Raw genomic sequence first — 16,238 nt, forward strand, 5'->3', positions numbered from 1 at the left:
CCTATGGCCGAGCCGGAGGTGAATGGGGGCGCGCAGTGCGGTGGAGAGCGCCCCGATGTCGCCGATGCGGCAGCGGCGCCGGATGAACCCCCGGCGCCTCAGTTCAACTCCTCCAGTGCCGCATCAGGCAACGTTCGCCCGGTCTCCACCATCTGGCACGTCTGTGCCTGTGGTCAGGCGGTCCGTGATTTCCTCGGCGGTCAGCACGAGGGCGAATCCCTTGCGCAGGACGGCGAGTTCTGGTTGCTGCCGCGACTCGTCGTCGGTGGCCGTGACGTCGGATCCGACGACGACCTTGTAGCCGCGTTCATATGCCTGGCGAGCGGTGGTGCCGCAGCAGTAGTTGGTGAGCGTTCCCGTGACGACGACCGTGTCGCGGCCGAGGTTACGCAGCATCGTGTCGAGCGGAGTGTCGTAGAACGCGCCGTAGGAGGGCTTGCGGATCAGGGCCTCGTCCGGGCGGTGGCCCATCGGGGCCCAGACCTCGGCGGGGCCGGGGCGACGCCAGTCGGTGTCCGCGTGCGGGAGGTGGCGCAGGGCGTGCGGCCGGTCCAGGCCGAGATGCGTGTCGTCGAAGATGGTCCAGATCACCGGGACGGAGGCGTCCCGGCATGCCTCGACCAACTGCCGCAGCCGGGGCGCCATCCGGGTCGCCGCGGGCACCCAGTAGGGGCTCCAGCCGGGCCGGACGAATTCGTCCTGCATGTCGATGACCAGCAGTGCCGTCCGCTCGGGTGGCACATCGAACGATGCCCGGCCGTGCTCGTAGGCAGCCCGCGCCCGCGCAGTCACCCATTCCTCGGTATACGTCATTCCTACCTCCTATATCGATTCGAGGTACCTCGCTTCGATGTGCGAGAGTAGCAGCATGCTCGAACTCGCGATCCTGGGATTCCTGGCCGAGGGCCCGCTGCACGGCTATCAACTGCGCCACCGCATAGCGCAGTTGTCGGGCCATGCACGGCCCGTCAGTGACGGCAGCCTCTACCCGGCGATCAACCGGCTGGTCAACGCCGGGCTGCTGGAGCGACGTGCCGAACCGGGCGCCTCGGCCGCCCAGCGGCACACGCTGAGCCTGACCGACACCGGTCGCCGCGACCTACTGCGACGGCTGCGGGATGCCGACGGCCTGGATATCAGCGACAGCACCCGGTATTTCACGGTCCTGGCCTTTCTCTCTCAGCTTCCGACTGTCGCGGACCAGCACGCGGTACTGCGCCGCCGACTGCAATTCCTGGAACAACCGGCGAGCTTCTTCCACGACGGCGACCTCCTGTTGGGCGTCGAGGACACCGATGACCCCTATCGCCGCGGCATGCTCACCATCGCCCGAGCCACCAGCCGCGCGGAGCGTTCCTGGCTGCGGGAAGTCCTGGACTGACGACGCGCCGGCAGGCCCCTCGCCCGTTCTCGGTTGGCGTCCCTGACCCTCGCAGGCGAAGTGGATCTCCGTGGCCGGTCCGCCACGGCGTGGGTGTCTCGACCAGCAACACCGGGACCTTTCGTGACGCTTTCCGCGACGACGACGAAGCCGTTCGCGTAGCCGACGCGACGGCCCCGGTGGTGCACCGTCCGCACAAGGCGTCGTCACCACTCCGCGATCCGCCCGTCTGGGTGGCGCCACTGCGCATCGGGGTGCCGCCACTCGGTGTTCCTGGCGCGCACGACCGCCTCGTCGACCTCGATGCCGATGCCCTGCCCGGCCGGCACCGCGAGGGCCCCGTCCACGGGAACGAGCGGGGCGGGATCCAGCAGGTAATCGGCCATCTCGCCCCGGGGCAGCCCCGCGTAGCCGGTGTTGTAGTGCAGGCCGAGGCTCTGCTCGTGCAGCGGCACGTTGAGACAGGCGGCGGCCACCTGCAGCGAGGCGGCCAGTGAGACGGGCCCGTTGGGGCAGTGCGGGACGACGGCGACGTCGTAGGTCTCGGCCAGGTGGCAGATCTTCGCCAGTTCGCCGAGGCCGGTGACCGACACGTCGGGCTGGATGATGTCGACCCCGCCGCGCTGCAGCAGGGTACGGAAGTCCCAGCGCGAGGTGAGACGTTCGCCCGTGGCGATCCGGGTCGCGCCGGCCGCGCGGGCCACCTCGGGCAACAGGTCCTCGTGGCCCGGCGACAGTGGTTCCTCGACCCACAGCAGCCGGAACTGCTCCAGCTCCCGCAGCAGCGGACGCACCATCGACCGGTGCACCCGGCCGTGGAAGTCCAACGCGATGTCCAGTCCGGTGCCGAACTCGTCGCGCAGTGCCGCTACCCGGGCGACGACCGCGTCCACCTCCGCCGCGCCCGCGATGTGGTCCAGTTCGGCGGTGGCGTTCATCTTCACCGCGGTGAATCCCTGAGCGACCCGGGCGCGGGCCCCGGCGACCACGTCACCGGGCCGGTCGCCGCCGATCCAGGCGTACACCCGGGTGTGGTCGCGCACCGGACCGCCGAGCAGTTCGTGCACGGGTACGCCGAGCGCGCGCCCCTTGATGTCCCACAGTGCCTGCTCGATCGCCGCGGCGGCGGTGGCCAGCACTGGTCCGCCGCGGAAGAAGGCTCCCCGCCGCATCCGGTGCCACGTCTCCTCGATCCGGCCGGCCGGCGCCCCGACGACGGTGTCGGCGAGGTCCGCGACGGCGCCGAGGACGGCCCGCCGCCGCTTGGACAGGAGTGCCTCGCCCCAGCCGGTGACCCCCGTGTCGGTGGTGACCCGGACCACGACCCAACGGGGCGGCACGCTGTACGCGGTGATGCCACTGATCTTCGGCACCGTCACGACACCTTCCAGTCGGCGACGGCGTCCCGCACCTGCCGGCGGCGCGCCTCGTCGAGCGGGTGGGACGGGGGACGCACATCGCTGCGGCAGTGACCGAGCTGGGCCAGCGCCTCCTTCACGACGGCGACGTTGTCCGCGGACCTGCGGTGCGCACGCAGCTCCTCGAAGGGGCGGATCCGCTCCCACAGCGTCATGGCCGCGCCGGTGTTCCCGTCCCGCAGGGCCGTGAGCAACTCCAGGGACAGGCGCGGCGCGACGTTCACCAGGCCTGAGGTGAAACCGGTCGCGCCCATCGCCCAGTAGGCGGGCGCGTACAGCTCGGCCAGGCCCGCGACCCACACGAACCGCTCGAGTCCGGCGTCGCGCGCCACGGCGGCGAAGCGCGCGGCATCGGGCACCGCGTACTTCACCCCGACCACATTGGGGCACAGCTTGCCGAGGCGCCCGATCGACCGGGCGTCGAGCAACGGATCGCGGACATAGGGCACCACACCCAACTCCGGCACGGCCTCGGCGACCGAGCGGTGGTAGGCCACCCAGCCGTCGTCGGACACGTAGGGGTGAACCGGCTGATGCACCATGACCAGTTGGGCGCCCGCCGCGCGGGCGTGGCGGGCCTGGCGTACGGCGGTCGCGGCGTCGTGGCCGACCCCCGCCACGACGTGCGCCGACACGCCGGACGCGACGGTTTCCGCGACGGTCAGTTCCACGACGAGTCGGCGCTCGGACTCGTCCAGGCTGTAGAACTCACCGGTGTTCCCGCCCGGCGTCACGGTCCGCACCCCCTCGTCCAGCATACGGCGCACCACCCCCTGGTATGCCGCCTCGTCGACCCGGTCCTGGGCGTCGAAGGGGGTCACCGGGATCGCGACGACTCCCGACAATGCTTGCCTGTGGTCCACCTGCGCAGTGTGCATGTTCGCTCCCGCCCGGGGCTGATCGGCCGTGTCCGTCTGTGTCGTGCGGCATGCATGGCATACCAGGGGGATGCCACGAGCAGGCTAGCAGCGTCCCTGCGCGTGGGGCACCGGTCGGGAGCGCCTCGTCGGTGCGTTCACCGGTCGCGGTCGGTCAGGGCCCGAGCGGCACCAGGGAGTCCGTGGCCACGGGGGCACCGGTGGCGAACGACTCGTTGGCGGCGAGGCCCGTGACCAGAGCCAACGCACCGTCACGCGCGGTGGCCGGGGCGGTTGTGGCTTCCGGGCTCTCCCGGGGCTCGAAGTGGGCGGGACCGTAGAGCGCCCGCAGCATGCGCTCGTCGCCCCCGCCGTGGCCCGCGTGGTCGTAGCCGGGCAGCGGGACGTCGTACGGCTCCTGCCACAGCGGGCGTACCAGGGTCCGCGGGCCGCCGGCGTTCGCCATCGCCTTGTCGCCGTGGATGGCCCCCTTGCCGGAGACGGAACGCAGGCGCGCCGGCTGCCAGCGGCTCTCCTCGACCTCCAACTCCAGGCGTCCGCGGGTCCCGTTGAACATCACCCGGTATCCCTCCCACGGGGAGTAGGCGCTCAGGTGGTACGTCATGGTGGCGCCGGTGTCGTAGCGGACCAGCACGGCCATGTCGTCCTCGATGGTGATGCCGTCACCGAAGACGTTGCGGTCACGCACGTAGCCGTCGTGCTGCTCGGCCTCCAGGTAGAGGGAGCGCAGGGCCTCGTTCTCGGCGAGCCGCAGCGCGAACGGGTCGCCGGCGGCCTCGGTGGCACCGTGCGCGCGCTCGTAGTCGCGGCGATTGCCGTGGCGTTCGCCCGCCTCGCGGCCGTAGAAGCCCAGCCGTCCGTACCCGAAGACCTCCCGCGGCCGGGCGTGCAGCCACCAGTTGACCAGGTCGAAGTGGTGACTCGACTTGTGCACCATCAGCCCGCCGCTGGACCGCTTCTCGCGGTGCCAGCGCCGGAAGTAGTCCGCACCGTGCCGCACGTCGAGGAGCCACTCGAAGTGCACCGAGAGGATCTCGCCGACCGCACCCTCGGCCAGCAGTTCGCGCACGCGCGCGTGCACCGGGTTGTAGCGGTAGTTGAAGGCGACGGCGAGGTCGCCGCCGGTGGCCTCGACCGTGCGCAGGATGGTGCGGCAGCGGGCCGCGTCGGTCGTCATGGGCTTCTCCGTGACCACCCGGCATCCGGCCTGAAGCGCCGGCACGATGTACGCGTCGTGCAGTGCGTCCACCGTGGTGACCACGACCTCGTCGATGCCTTCGGTGCGCAGCCGCCGCTCGAAGTCACCGGGACGCCAGGCCGCGGCCTGCGGTTCTCCCGCCCGACCGAGCAGCCGCTGGTGATGGGCGATCCGCGCCGGGTTCGGGTCGCACAGGGCCACCACCCGAAAGCGCCGGCGCCCGGCCAGGGCGGTGGTGAACAGCTGGGCGCGGGACCCGGTGCCCACCACGACGGCACGGGCTGGACGGGCCTTCGTCATGCGGCACCTCCCACGGATCGGCCGTTGACCGTCACGCGGTGCACCGACAGGTCCCCGACGGACTGGAGCAGCATGTCCTGCGCGGCGTCCCGGAAGGTGAGCCGGTCGAGGCGGACACCGCTGACCGGTGCGTCGGGCAGCGCACGGATGCGCACCGGATACTCGCATCGGCCGCCCACCGACCAGCGCTCCGCCGAGAGGCGGGACACCTCGGCCAGTTGACTCCCGCCCGCCCCGCCGGCGTACTGGAAGGTCACCTCGAACGGCACGTACGTCCAGGCCGGCGCGTCGACGTCCGTGACGCGGACATCCCGCACGTAACCGCCGCGCGTGGGAGTGGACTTGACGTTGAGGACCGAGGCCACGGAGGCCTCGTCCCGGTCCGGGTCGGCCGGCAGGTACAGGCGCCGGGCGACCACGTCCGAGACACCGCCGCTCATCTCGCTGCCGATGGCCACCGCGGCTCCGCCGCTGAGGTACACGCAGTCCTGGATGCGGATGTGCCGGGAGGGCACGCCGACCCGTCGGCCGTCCTGGTCGCGGCCGGACTTGATGGCGATGCAGTCGTCGTGGGTGGCGAAGGTGACGCGCTCGACGGTGACGTTCTCGCACGAGTCGGGGTCGCAGCCGTCGCTGTTGGGGCCCTCGCACTCGATCCGCACGTCGCGCACGGTGATGTTCCGGCTCAGTACCGGATGGATGTTCCAGAACGGGGAGTTGCGCAGCGTGACGCCCTCGATCAGGACGTTCCGGCAGGCGTAGGGCTGGATGAAGCTGGGACGCAGGTAGTGCCCGCCGCCCAGGACGCGCTCGGTCACCGGGATGCCTCGCGCGCCCCACTCCTCCAGGGTCGCCCAGTCCGGACGCTCGTGGGGCATACCGGGCTTCCAGCCGTACTGTCCGGAACCCTTCCACGGCCACCAGTGCGTGTTGTCGCCGCGCCCGTCGAGCACCCCGCGGCCGGTGACCGCGATGTCGTGGCGGCCGTAGGCGTAGATCAAGGGGGAGTAGTTGAGGACCTCGATGCCCTGCCACCGGGTCCGTACGATCGGCAGGTAGGCGGCCGGGTCGGTGCTGAACAGCACGGTCGCGCCCTCGGCGACGTGCAGGTCCACACCGCTGAGCAGGTGAATCGGACCGCTGGCCCAGCGGCCGGCGGGGATCAGCACATGCCCGCCGCCGGCGGCGTGGCAGGCCCGGACCGCCGCACGGATCGCGGCCGTGCAGTCGGTTGCGCCGTCGCCGACGGCCCCGTGGTCGGTGACGGGGAACCAGGCGTCGGGGAAGTGCGGGCGCCCTGGGGCGGCGGCGGCCGCGCCGGTGGCGTGGGCCAGGGGAACGGCGGCGGCCGCGAGGGCGCCGAGGCGGAGAAGCTGTCTGCGTGCCGGATCACTCATGCTGTTACCCCTCGGTGAGGTGGTGCGCAGGTGGTGGGCGGTCGCTTCAGGGCCCGGGGGGAGTGCCGGTCCCGGGCTGGTCGGGCAGGTAGCGTGCTGCCTCGCCCGCGGCGTGGTCGGCGAACATCGGTCCGGCGACGTCGGGGTCGCCGGAGCGCAGCACGTCCAGGAGTTCGGCGTGGTGCTCGGCCATCGCGCCCCAGCCGCCGGCGTAGCGCGGGTCGCCCAGGACGTGCAGGTCCCACAGGCTGGACTCGATCATGCGCCACAGGCGGATCAGCGCCGCGTTGCGGGCAGCTTCGCACACATGGCGGTGGAATGACATGTCGGCGTCGCGGAAGGCGCCGATGTCGTCCTTGGCCGCCGCCCGGCGCAGTCGCGTCACGTCGTCGCTGAGCAGCCGGGTGTGCTCGGCGTCCAGGCGGCCCGCCACCCGGCGGGCCGCGTACTCCTCGAACATCACCCGGATGTCCCGGATGTCCTGCGCCTGACGTTCGGAGACCCGCGCGACGTAAGTGCCGCGATGCGGCTGGGAGATGACGAGGCCCTCGTACGCCAGCCGCTTGATCGCCTCGCGGCAAGGGGCCTGACTGGTGCCGAAGCCGCGTGCGATCTCCGCTTCCACCAGGCGCTGGCCTGGGGCGAGTTGCCCACCGACGATCCAGTCGCGCAGTTGGGTGTACACGTGGTCGGACAGCAACTGGCGGGGCACGCGGGGCGCGCCCGGCACGGGGCCGTCGCCTGTCCGGCCGGCTTCCTGACGGGGCCGGCGGTTGCGTGGTCTGGCCGGCTCGGGCAGCTTGTCCTGCTGCTCCCGCCAGATCCGGGCGACGGTGGACTGGGACAGGCCCAGGGTGTCCGACAGGGCGCGAGTGGAGGGCACGGGCGAGCCGTCCCGGGCCTGTTCGAGTACGGCCGCCACCTGGGCCTCCGCCTCCTGCCGGGTGTCGCTGCGCGGGCGCCCCGCGCGAGGGGCGTCGCGCAGGCCGGCGATGCCCCGGCTCAGATAGCGGTCCCGCCACTTGGCCACCGTGGCGGGACTGACCCCGAGTCGCTGGGCGATCTCGCCATTGGTCAGCCCCTCGGCACACGCCAGGACGATGCGGCTGCGCAGCCGGACCGCGCCGGGCGGCTGCTGCGAGAAGCCGGCCAGAGCAGCCCGGTCCTCCGCACTGAGCTGGACGAACGCCGGGGGATCAGGAACGGTCATGTGCCGCACCTCCTGGGATGCGCGAACTTGTGACTCGGACGCCGGGGTGAAGGTGTCGTCGGCGTCATCAACTTCAGGTTCGGTCTCACGTATTGACGGCGTATTGGCACGAACATATTAACTATCGTTGCTCGATCAGTGACCCACTAGATGGTGTGCGCCCCAAATCGATGACACGTCGGATCCATGACACGTCCGCGTCCCGCGCGGGCCCCCGAGCGAGACCGGCACCGTCGCACTCGGGCCGATGGCGCCGACAGCACGAGTACTGCAGCTCTCACGACGCACTTGGAGGCACTCCCATGTCCGAGATGTCCCGACGGCACGTCCTGGCAGCGGCCGGAGCATCCGCGGCGGCGGTCGCACTGGACGCCGGTACCGCGCACGCCGCACCGGACGCGGTGGACCCCGCACCGGTCGCGCCGGGAACCGGTCACGGCTCCAACCCGCTGCGGCTGTGGTACCGGGCCCCGGCCGAGGAGTGGCTGGAGGCACTGCCGGTCGGCTGCGGCCGGCTCGGCGCCATGGTCTTCGGCGGAGTGGCCACCGAGCGCCTGCAGTTGAACGAGGACAGTGTGTGGGCCGGCGGCCCGCACGAATACAACCCGCCCGGTGCGCTGGAGGCGCTGCCGGAGATCAGACGGCTGGTCTTCGACGACCAGTGGGGTGCGGCGCAGAGGCTGGCCGACGAGGCTTTCATGGGCACCCCGAGCGAACAGGCGCCCTATCAGCCGGTGGGCGACCTGCGGCTGGTGTTCCCGGGCACGGAGGAGTACACGGACTATCACCGTGAGCTGGACCTGACCACGGCGATCACGAAGGTGACCCATGTCAGGGACGGGGTGCGTCACACCCGTGAGGTGTTCGCCGGCCTGCCCGACCAGGTCGTCGTCATGCGGCTGAGTGCCGACCGGCGTGCCTCGGTCTCGTTCGAGGCGGAGTTCTCCAGCCCGCAGGACAGCACGACGGGATCCGCGGGCGCCGCCACCATCCGGCTCGACGGCATCAGCACGGCTTGGGAGGGGCGTCCGGGTGCGGTGCGTTTCCAGGCCCGTGCCCGGGCGGAGGCCGACGGCGGAACGGTGCGCACCGAGGGAGGCCGGCTGATCGTCGACGGCGCCGACGCGGTGACCCTGCTGATCTCCATGGGTACGAGCTACCGCAGCTACCGTGACGCGGACGGAGACCAGGAGACGCCCGCGGGACGCCATCTCCAGCGCGCCTCGGCCAAACCGTACCGGGTGCTGCGCGAGGCGCACATCAGCAACTACACGGCGCTCTTCGGCCGGGTCGACATCGACCTCGGCACCTCCGAGGCCGCCCTGCTGCCCACCGACGAGCGCATCGCGCGCAAGCAGCCGGACACCGATCCGTCGCTGGCCGCCCTGTACTTCCAGTACGGCCGCTACCTGCTGATCTCCAGCTCGCGCAGCCCGGGGTACGCGGCGAATCTGCAGGGCATCTGGAACGACGGCCTGAATCCCGCCTGGGAGTCGAAGTACACGCTCAACATCAATCTCGAGATGAACTACTGGCCCGCCGGGCCGGCCAACCTCGCGGAGTGCTGGGACCCGCTGTTCGACCTCGTGTCCGACCTGTCCGAGACCGGTGCCGAGACCGCGCGGAAGATGTACGGCGCCAAGGGCTGGATGGTGCACCACAACACCGACGGCTGGCGCGGCACCGCGCCGGTCGACTTCGCCTTCTACGGGGTGTGGCCCACCGGTGGCGCCTGGCTGGCGGGCATCATCTGGGAGCGCTACCTCTACACCGGCGACAAGCGCACACTGCGGCAGCACTACCCGATGCTGAAGGGGGCCGTCGAGTTCTTCCTCGACACGCTGCAGGAGGACCCCAAGTCCGGCCACCTGGTGACCAACCCCTCGCACTCGCCCGAGGTGGGCCACCACGAGGTCGACGGCGAGAACGTCAGCATGTGCGCGGGCCCGACGATGGACATGCAGATCCTGCGGCAGCTCTTCACCGCGTTCGAGGGCGCGTCCGAGGCCCTGGGAGAGGACCCGGACATGCGGCGTGCCGTCTCCGCCACCCGCAAGCGGCTCGCCCCCACACAGGTCGGTCACCTCGGCCAGATCCAGGAGTGGCTGGAGGACTACGAAGGGGACGCCGCCCTCTCGCGCAGCCGGCACATCTCGCACCTGTGGGGCCTGTTCCCCGGCGAGGAGATCAACCCGCGTACCCGTCCCGAACTGGCCGCGGCGGCACGGCGTACGCTCGAGCTGCGCGGTGAGGCGGGCGCGGGATGGTCACTCGCCTGGAAGATCAACTTCTGGGCGCGACTGCTCGACGGCGCCGAGGCGTACAAGCGGCTGACCAACCTGCTGGTCCCCGCCCGCACCGCGCCCAACATGTTCGACCTGCACCCGCCCTTCCAGATCGACGGCAACTTCGGCGGCACCTCCGGGATCACCGAGATGCTGCTGCAGAGCCACGCCGGGGAGGTCGCCCTGCTGCCCGCCCTGCCCGACGCGTGGCCCGCCGGCTCCTTCCGGGGACTGCGGGCCCGCGGCGGCTTCGAGGTCGACCTGGAGTGGACGGCGGGCGGGGTCGCGCACGCCGAGGTGCGTTCCCTGCTCGGCAATCCGCTGCGGATCCGTACCCCGCACCCGGTGGACGTCGAGGGTGCCGGGGCCGACCGTCCCGAGGAGTGCGTCGTGTCGTTCGGCACGCGCCGGAACGGCCGGTACCGGCTGCGTTCAGCCGTCCAGTAGCGGCATCCACACCCGCATCGCGCCGTCGCCGCGGTTGTCCCACTGGAAGTAGGGCACCGCGGTGGCGGTGACGGGGCGGTCGGTGTCCGCGGCGTGCGGGCCGCCGGCGGTGCGGTAGGGGAGCCCCGCCTCGTGCCCGCCCGTGACGGCCGCCGCCCGGGTGCGCAGCGCCACGGTCGGCCCGACGCCGTCCAGATCGGTGTGCGTGACCTCCTCGAACACGGCGTCCCGGAAGAGCGCCACCTCGTCGACCGGGACGCCGTCCTGCTGGTCGGTCTGCTCGAAGCAGTAGACCAGCGGGCCGCGTTCGACCGCCGCGCAGCCGCGCACGGCGTCGATCCGCGGGTGCGGCAGGGTCAGCCGGGGCGTCAGGTCCAGGTGCACTACGACGGTGTCCCCGGGCCGCCACGACCGGCGCAGCACGGCGTACCCCTGCTCGTCGGCGGTGACCGCCATGCCCTTCTCGTCCGGCGTGTCCATCCGGGTCCGCGTGCTCCACGGCGGGATGCGCAGCGCGAGCGCCCACGGCCCGGCGGGGGCCTCGGTGACGGTGATCTCCACGCGCCCCTGCCAGGGATAGTCCGTCTCCACCCGCAGCCCCAGCCGGCCGTCGGCGAAGGGGCAGGCCAGCGTGATCGAGGTGTACTGATGCAGATGGAGGGTGGGCACACCGGCGTGCTCGGACGTGGTCGCGGCGTAGTGCTCCAGCGAGCCGACCAGGCGGGTGACGGCCGGGGGACAGCAGGCCGAGAAGAACCACTCGTCGCGGCAGCGCGGATCACCCACCGCCTCGGCGTGGTCGGGGCGCCGTTGCAGCGGGTTGCCCTTGTAGTACGCCCTGCCGTCGGCGGAGCGCGCCGCGGCGAACGCGTTGTACAGCGTGCGCTCGACGAGGTCGGCGTAGCGGGCCTGCCCGGTGGCGAGCAGCAGCCGCCAGCTCCACTGGATGCTCGCCGCCGACGCGCACGTCTCGTTGTACGACAGGTCCGGCGGCAGCTCGTACCGCTCGCCGAACACCTCGCCCACCTGGCGCGAGCCGAGCCCGCCGGTCAGCGAGGTCCTGGAGGCCACCATGTCCTGCCAGCGGTGCGCGGACGCCGCGAGGAGGGAGGCGTCGCCCGTCTCCACGGCGACGTCGACGATCCCCGCCTCGAGGTAGAGCGCGCGTACGGCGTGGCCGGTGAGCGCGGGCGCCTCGCGTACCGGCAGGTGGTCCTGGCGGTGCCGGGCACCGTGCTTGTGCGGGCCGACCAGTCCGCGGCCGCGGCGCTCGACGAAGGCGGAGGCCAGTGCGAGGTGGCGCTCCTCGCCCGTCGCCCGGTAGAGCTCGACCAGGGCGGTTTCCACCTCGGGATGACCGTCCAGCCCGGGGCCGGCACCGTCCAGGAACACTTCGGCGAGATGGTCGGCGAGACGGCGCGCCACCGTGAGCAGCCGGGTGTCCGAGGCACTGCGCTGAGCGGCCACCGCCGCCTGGAACAGGTGGCCGGCGCAGTACAGCTCGTGGCTGTCGACCAGCTTGGTGTAGCGTCCGCCCGGACTCGCCACCTGGTAGTGGGAGTTCAGGTAACCGTCCTTCTGCTGGGCGCGCTCCAGCAGGCCGGTGGTCCGGTCGACGAAGTCCGTCAGACCGGCGTCGCTGTCGTACTGCAACTCCCAGGCTGCGGACTCCAGCACCTTGTACACGTCCGAGTCCATGTAGACCGGACCCCGGTACCGGCCGTCGGCCTCGCCCGCGGCGATGCGGAGGTTGGCCAGGTTGCCGGCCTGCTCCAGCCACCGCTGGGCGAGTGGCAGGCTGACCGTGCGGTTGACGTCCCGCCATCGGCGCCACAGACCGCCGGTCAGCTCGGTGTGTTCCAGGTGCAGCGGACGGTGCTCGGTGTGTGCGGTGCGGGTGGGTACCGCGGGTCCCGACATGGTCTCCCCTGGATTCGGGGCCGGGCCCTAGATTCTGGGCCGGGCCAGAAAGGCGATGGTCTGGTCGCGGACCCGCAGGATGTGGGCCTCCAGCAGGTCCCGGGCCGCCTGGCGGTCGCCGCGCTCCAGCGCGTCGACCACGGCGCGGTGTTCCGCGACGGCGGTGTTCAGCCTCGACGCGGTGATCGGCGCTTCCATTCCGGTACGGGTCACATGGATGCTCAGGTGCAGGTCGTCGTGGAGCTCCAGCAGGCGCGGCAGGCCGCCCAGCTCCACCATGGCGCGGTGGAAGCGGCTGTCGTTCTCCCGGAAGTCGATGTACCGGGTGTGGTCCTCGACCGACTCCCGGGCCAGCTCGTCGGCCTCGTCCACCAGCTCGCGCAGCCGGACCGGCGGCTCCCGGTCGGTACGCTCGGCGAACAGGCGCAGGGCGTGCGACTCCAGCATCAGCCGCAGCTCGAACAGCTCGTAGATGCTGGAGAGCGACGGGATGGCGACGGTGAATCCGGCAACCGGATCGTAGGCCAGCAGCCCGCGCTCGTACAGGCGGCCGACGGCGCTGCGCACCGGGGTACGGCTCATGCCCAGCCGCCTGGCGAACTCCCGCACGGGTACGGGCTGGCCGGGAGCGGGGTGCTCCTTCGTCAACCAGTCCACAAGCGCCTGACGCGCCCGGCTCTCCAGGCTCTCCTCGGACGTCGGCGATGCCGACGACGAGGCCGGGTCCTGCCGGGCCGATGCCGCTTTCGGTGGGGTCATGCCGTCCTCCTGGCACTGAGCGACTGCTTGTCCGGGCCACCGTATCGTCCGGCCAGCGCGCCCGAGGACATGGTATGCCACTGGTAGGCGGAGTGTCTGCGGTTCGGGCGACCCGGGAGGGCGCGGCCGGTGCGGTGAACTGGCCACAAGCCCCGAGGGTTCACAGCGACAAAGGGGTGTTCAGTGAGTGACTCCTGTGCTTCCATCGCTGGCATGCCATAGGTATGCCGGGATGAGGAGTCGTTCCCATGCGATCGATGTTCCGTCAGCTCGTTTCCCGTGTGCGCCCGATCCTGCGCGCCGGTCCCGTCCTCGCCGTCCTGCTCGCTCCGGTGGCCGTCGCGCCCTCCGCCACGGCGGACGGGGCCGGTACCGCGGGCGGCCGGCCGGTCGCACTCGCGCCGAACGGCACGGCAGAAGCCGTCTGCGCCGACACACCACTGCGCCTCACCTTCGACTCGGCCGTCCGGCTCGGCACCGAAGGGCGCCTGACCGTGCACCGCGCCGACGGCGGCGTCGTGGACACCGTCGACCTCGCCGACCCCGCGACGTACCAGCGCCTCATCGGCGACGCACGCTCCGACTTCGGCGAACCGCACCGCTGGACCTACGAGCCGGTCGTCGTCACCGGCCGTACCGCCACCGTCCTGCTGCACCGCACCCTCGAGCCCGGACAGCGCTACCACGTCACCGTGGACCCGGGCTTCTTCCTCGGCCACCGGGGCATCACCTCGCCGCGCGAGTGGCGCTTCCGGACCGCGGACGCCCCACGCCCCGGCACCCGGAACCTGCGCGTCGACGCGCGGGGCGGCGGTGACTTCTGCACCGTCCAGGGCGCCGTCGACTCCGTGCCGGAGGGAAACCGCGGCGAGGTCCGCATCGACGTGGCGCCCGGCACGTACCGGGAGATCGTCTACGTCGGCCCGTCGCGGCCCCACCTGCGGGTGCGCGGCGCGGGAGCCGGCCGTACCGTGATCGGCTACCCGAACAACAACCTGCTCAACGGCGACTCCGCCATGGCCGACGTGCCGCCCGAGCAGAGCTACTGCCCGCGCCGGGTGCTGCCGCAGCCCGACAGGTTCAACTGCTGGCGCGCCGCCTTCGGAGTCGACGCGGACGACTTCCGCCTGAGCGACCTCACCGTCCACAACCTCACGCCCAAGGGCGGCTCCCAGGCCGAGGCCTTCCGGGGCAACGGCGACCGCATCGTGCTCGACCGGGTCCGCGTGGTCAGCTTCCAGGACAGCCTCCGCATCCAGGGCCGCGCCTTCGTCACCGACTCCTACGTCGAGGGCAACGTCGACTTCTTCTGGGGGACCGGAGGCGTCTACGTCCGGGACTCCGAACTCAAGTCCCTCGACATCGGCTACATCAGCCAGATCCGCAACCAGCCGGACGCGCCCGGCGCCGTGTTCGTCGACACCCGCCTCACCCGCGCCGACTCGGTGGCCGACGGCAGCGTGCTGCTCAGCCGGATCGACAGCCGCTTCCCCGCCAGTCAGGCCGTCTTCATCGACACCGCCATGGACTCCCACGTGGCGCCCGAGGGCTGGGGCCTGACCGGCTTCGACTGCACGAGCGGGCAGGACCTGCGCTTTTGGGAGTACGGCAGCAAGGATCTGTCCGGGGCACCGGTGGACACCGGCGAGCGGCTGTCCTGCTCGCGGCAGCTGTCCGCCGCCGAAGCGCGCACGTGGCGGGACCCGGCCCGGCTGCTGAACGGCTGGGACCCGTCCGCCGAGTCCGGCCACAGCCACCACAACTGAGAGGGCCGCCATGTCCATCGTCAGCCGCAGAGGCCTCCTGGGAACCGCGGGAGCGGTCGCCGCGACCGCCGCGACGCTCGGAGTTCCCGGCCTCAACAGCCCCGCGTCGGCACAGGGAACGCCCACGAGCGGACGCCCGACCCTGCGGCCGCGCCCGGTCGCACCCGTCAACCAGGAGGTGGCCGCGGCCCACAGCATCGACTACCGGGCGCTGCCCCAGGACGTCGTCGGTGTCGACGCCGAGCAACTGATGACCGTGCACACCGAGGCGGACACCGAACGGCTGCGTCAGCTGCTCGTCGCCGAGGTCTGGAAGTCCGCCGACGGGCGGCTGCCCGATGCCCTTCCCGAGGTCGAGCACGGCGTCACCGCACCCGAACTGCCGGCCTTCACCGGCGTACGGCGCATCGACCGGCTCACCGTGAGCCTGCCCTACGGCCTGCGCTCCGTCGTCTACCTGCTGCTGCCGCGCCGAGCCGGCGCCCACGGACGCTTCGCCCTGTACCACAACGGCCACGGCGAGACGCCGGAGACCATGCAGCGCACCGCCCAGGCGCTCGTCGACGCCGGGTACGGCGTGCTGCTGTGCGCGATGCCGCTGTACCACTGGAACCCCAAGCAGCTGCAGAGCCCCACCGACCCCGACACGCTCGTGACCCCCGAGTCCCACAACGACCTGGGGCCCTGGGAGACCGAGACGTTCTCCACCCTCCGGTTCTTCCTGGAGCCGCTCGCGGTGGCCGTCAACCACGTGAGCCGCACCTACCGCCCCTCGTCCCTGCAGATGATCGGCCTCTCCGGCGGCGGCTGGACCGCCACCGTGTACCCGGCGCTCGACCCCCGCATCACCCGCAGCTACCCGACGGCCGGCTCCCTGCCGTTCTTCCTGCGCGCGGCGCCGCCCAAGCCCCGGCCGACCACGGGTGACTGGGAACAACGCCTGGACAAGCACCCGGTCTTCTACGGCATCTGCGACTTCCCGGACCTGTACGCGCTCGCTTCGGTGGGGCCCCATCGACGCCAGATGCAGATCCTCAACCGCTTCGACGAGTGCTGTTTCAACGGCGTGGGGCACCGCAGCTACGCACCGGTGGTGAGCCACCGCATCCAGGTCATCGGCAAGGGCCACTGGGAGCTCCTGGAGGACGCCACCCACGGCGACCACACCATCAGCCCGTACGCCCTCGACGTGATCCTGTGGGACCTCGATGCGAACTGCGTCGACGAGCCGTGAGCAACCCGCACGACCACCCCTGATCCCCTCGGAGGAGAACCACGT

Annotated in this window: 12 protein-coding genes; 4 read left to right on the forward strand and 8 right to left on the reverse strand. The window is 71.7% G+C overall.

All coding sequences use genetic code 11. From position 1 onward, the window contains the following. Positions 1–123 precede the first annotated feature (123 nt). Positions 124–813 carry a cysteine hydrolase family protein gene (locus ACZ7MF_RS14705; RefSeq protein ID WP_471477137.1) on the reverse strand — a complete coding sequence of 230 codons (690 nt, stop codon included), beginning with the start codon at positions 811–813 and terminating at the stop codon, positions 124–126. Between the two features lie 55 nt (positions 814–868). Between ACZ7MF_RS14705 and ACZ7MF_RS14710 the strand changes: the two genes are divergently transcribed. Beyond that, positions 869–1,381 carry a PadR family transcriptional regulator gene (locus ACZ7MF_RS14710; protein WP_471477138.1) on the forward strand — a complete coding sequence of 171 codons (513 nt, stop codon included), beginning with the start codon at positions 869–871 and terminating at the stop codon, positions 1,379–1,381. Between the two features lie 206 nt (positions 1,382–1,587). Here ACZ7MF_RS14710 and dgoD read toward each other — a convergent pair whose 3' ends face one another. From dgoD to ACZ7MF_RS14735, 5 genes are all read right to left on the reverse strand, one after another. Beyond that, positions 1,588–2,754: a galactonate dehydratase gene (gene dgoD, locus ACZ7MF_RS14715; protein ID WP_471477139.1), complete on the reverse strand. Its 1,167-nt coding sequence runs from the start codon at positions 2,752–2,754 to the stop codon at positions 1,588–1,590. 2 nt (positions 2,755–2,756) lie between these two features. Then, on the reverse strand, positions 2,757–3,677 hold the full coding sequence (locus ACZ7MF_RS14720; RefSeq protein WP_471477140.1) for a dihydrodipicolinate synthase family protein: 921 nt from the start codon (positions 3,675–3,677) through the stop codon (positions 2,757–2,759). Between the two features lie 154 nt (positions 3,678–3,831). Then, positions 3,832–5,175, reverse strand: coding sequence for a Gfo/Idh/MocA family oxidoreductase (locus ACZ7MF_RS14725; protein WP_471477141.1), 1,344 nt, complete (start codon positions 5,173–5,175; stop codon positions 3,832–3,834). Beyond that, a complete protein-coding gene (locus tag ACZ7MF_RS14730; RefSeq protein WP_471477142.1) occupies positions 5,172–6,572 on the reverse strand; it encodes a glycoside hydrolase family 28 protein in 1,401 nt (466 codons plus the stop codon). The genes ACZ7MF_RS14725 and ACZ7MF_RS14730 overlap by 4 nt, the downstream gene beginning before the upstream one ends. 46 nt (positions 6,573–6,618) lie before the next feature. After that, a complete protein-coding gene (locus ACZ7MF_RS14735) occupies positions 6,619–7,782 on the reverse strand; it encodes a GntR family transcriptional regulator (RefSeq protein WP_471477143.1) in 1,164 nt (387 codons plus the stop codon). A gap of 302 nt (positions 7,783–8,084) precedes the next feature. Between ACZ7MF_RS14735 and ACZ7MF_RS14740 the strand changes: the two genes are divergently transcribed. Continuing rightward, on the forward strand, positions 8,085–10,514 hold the full coding sequence (locus ACZ7MF_RS14740) for a glycoside hydrolase family 95 protein (protein ID WP_471477144.1): 2,430 nt from the start codon (positions 8,085–8,087) through the stop codon (positions 10,512–10,514). Here the strand turns inward: ACZ7MF_RS14740 and ACZ7MF_RS14745 are convergent. Next, complete coding sequence (locus ACZ7MF_RS14745) at positions 10,500–12,434, reverse strand: glycoside hydrolase family 127 protein (RefSeq protein WP_471477145.1); 1,935 nt, start codon at positions 12,432–12,434, stop codon at positions 10,500–10,502. The two genes, ACZ7MF_RS14740 and ACZ7MF_RS14745, sit on opposite strands and share 15 nt — an antisense overlap. A gap of 27 nt (positions 12,435–12,461) precedes the next feature. Beyond that, on the reverse strand, positions 12,462–13,193 hold the full coding sequence (locus tag ACZ7MF_RS14750; RefSeq protein WP_361854557.1) for a GntR family transcriptional regulator: 732 nt from the start codon (positions 13,191–13,193) through the stop codon (positions 12,462–12,464). A 248-nt stretch (positions 13,194–13,441) separates the two neighbouring features. Here ACZ7MF_RS14750 and ACZ7MF_RS14755 point away from each other — a divergent pair, with 248 nt between their 5' ends. Continuing rightward, positions 13,442–14,959 (forward strand): pectinesterase family protein, encoded by a 1,518-nt coding sequence (locus tag ACZ7MF_RS14755; protein ID WP_471477146.1) that lies wholly within the window; start codon positions 13,442–13,444, stop codon positions 14,957–14,959. Positions 14,960–14,969: 10 nt separating this feature from the next. Beyond that, positions 14,970–16,193: a hypothetical protein gene (locus ACZ7MF_RS14760; RefSeq protein WP_471477147.1), complete on the forward strand. Its 1,224-nt coding sequence runs from the start codon at positions 14,970–14,972 to the stop codon at positions 16,191–16,193. Positions 16,194–16,238 lie beyond the last annotated feature (45 nt).

The sequence above is a fragment of the Streptomyces sp. NPDC111628 genome (assembly GCF_055635195.1).

Excerpts from the sequence above, each read along its gene's own strand:
- ACZ7MF_RS14705 (WP_471477137.1), bottom strand. The coding sequence starts at position 813 with ATGACGTATACCGAGGAATGGGTGACTGCGCGGGCGCGGGCTGCCTAC.
- ACZ7MF_RS14710 (WP_471477138.1), top strand. The coding sequence starts at position 869 with ATGCTCGAACTCGCGATCCTGGGATTCCTGGCCGAGGGCCCGCTGCAC.
- ACZ7MF_RS14720 (WP_471477140.1), bottom strand. The coding sequence starts at position 3,677 with ATGCACACTGCGCAGGTGGACCACAGGCAAGCATTGTCGGGAGTCGTC.
- ACZ7MF_RS14725 (WP_471477141.1), bottom strand. The coding sequence starts at position 5,175 with ATGACGAAGGCCCGTCCAGCCCGTGCCGTCGTGGTGGGCACCGGGTCC.
- ACZ7MF_RS14730 (WP_471477142.1), bottom strand. The coding sequence starts at position 6,572 with ATGAGTGATCCGGCACGCAGACAGCTTCTCCGCCTCGGCGCCCTCGCG.
- ACZ7MF_RS14735 (WP_471477143.1), bottom strand. The coding sequence starts at position 7,782 with ATGACCGTTCCTGATCCCCCGGCGTTCGTCCAGCTCAGTGCGGAGGAC.
- ACZ7MF_RS14740 (WP_471477144.1), top strand. The coding sequence starts at position 8,085 with ATGTCCGAGATGTCCCGACGGCACGTCCTGGCAGCGGCCGGAGCATCC.
- ACZ7MF_RS14745 (WP_471477145.1), bottom strand. The coding sequence starts at position 12,434 with ATGTCGGGACCCGCGGTACCCACCCGCACCGCACACACCGAGCACCGT.
- ACZ7MF_RS14750 (WP_361854557.1), bottom strand. The coding sequence starts at position 13,193 with ATGACCCCACCGAAAGCGGCATCGGCCCGGCAGGACCCGGCCTCGTCG.
- ACZ7MF_RS14755 (WP_471477146.1), top strand. The coding sequence starts at position 13,442 with ATGCGATCGATGTTCCGTCAGCTCGTTTCCCGTGTGCGCCCGATCCTG.
- ACZ7MF_RS14760 (WP_471477147.1), top strand. The coding sequence starts at position 14,970 with ATGTCCATCGTCAGCCGCAGAGGCCTCCTGGGAACCGCGGGAGCGGTC.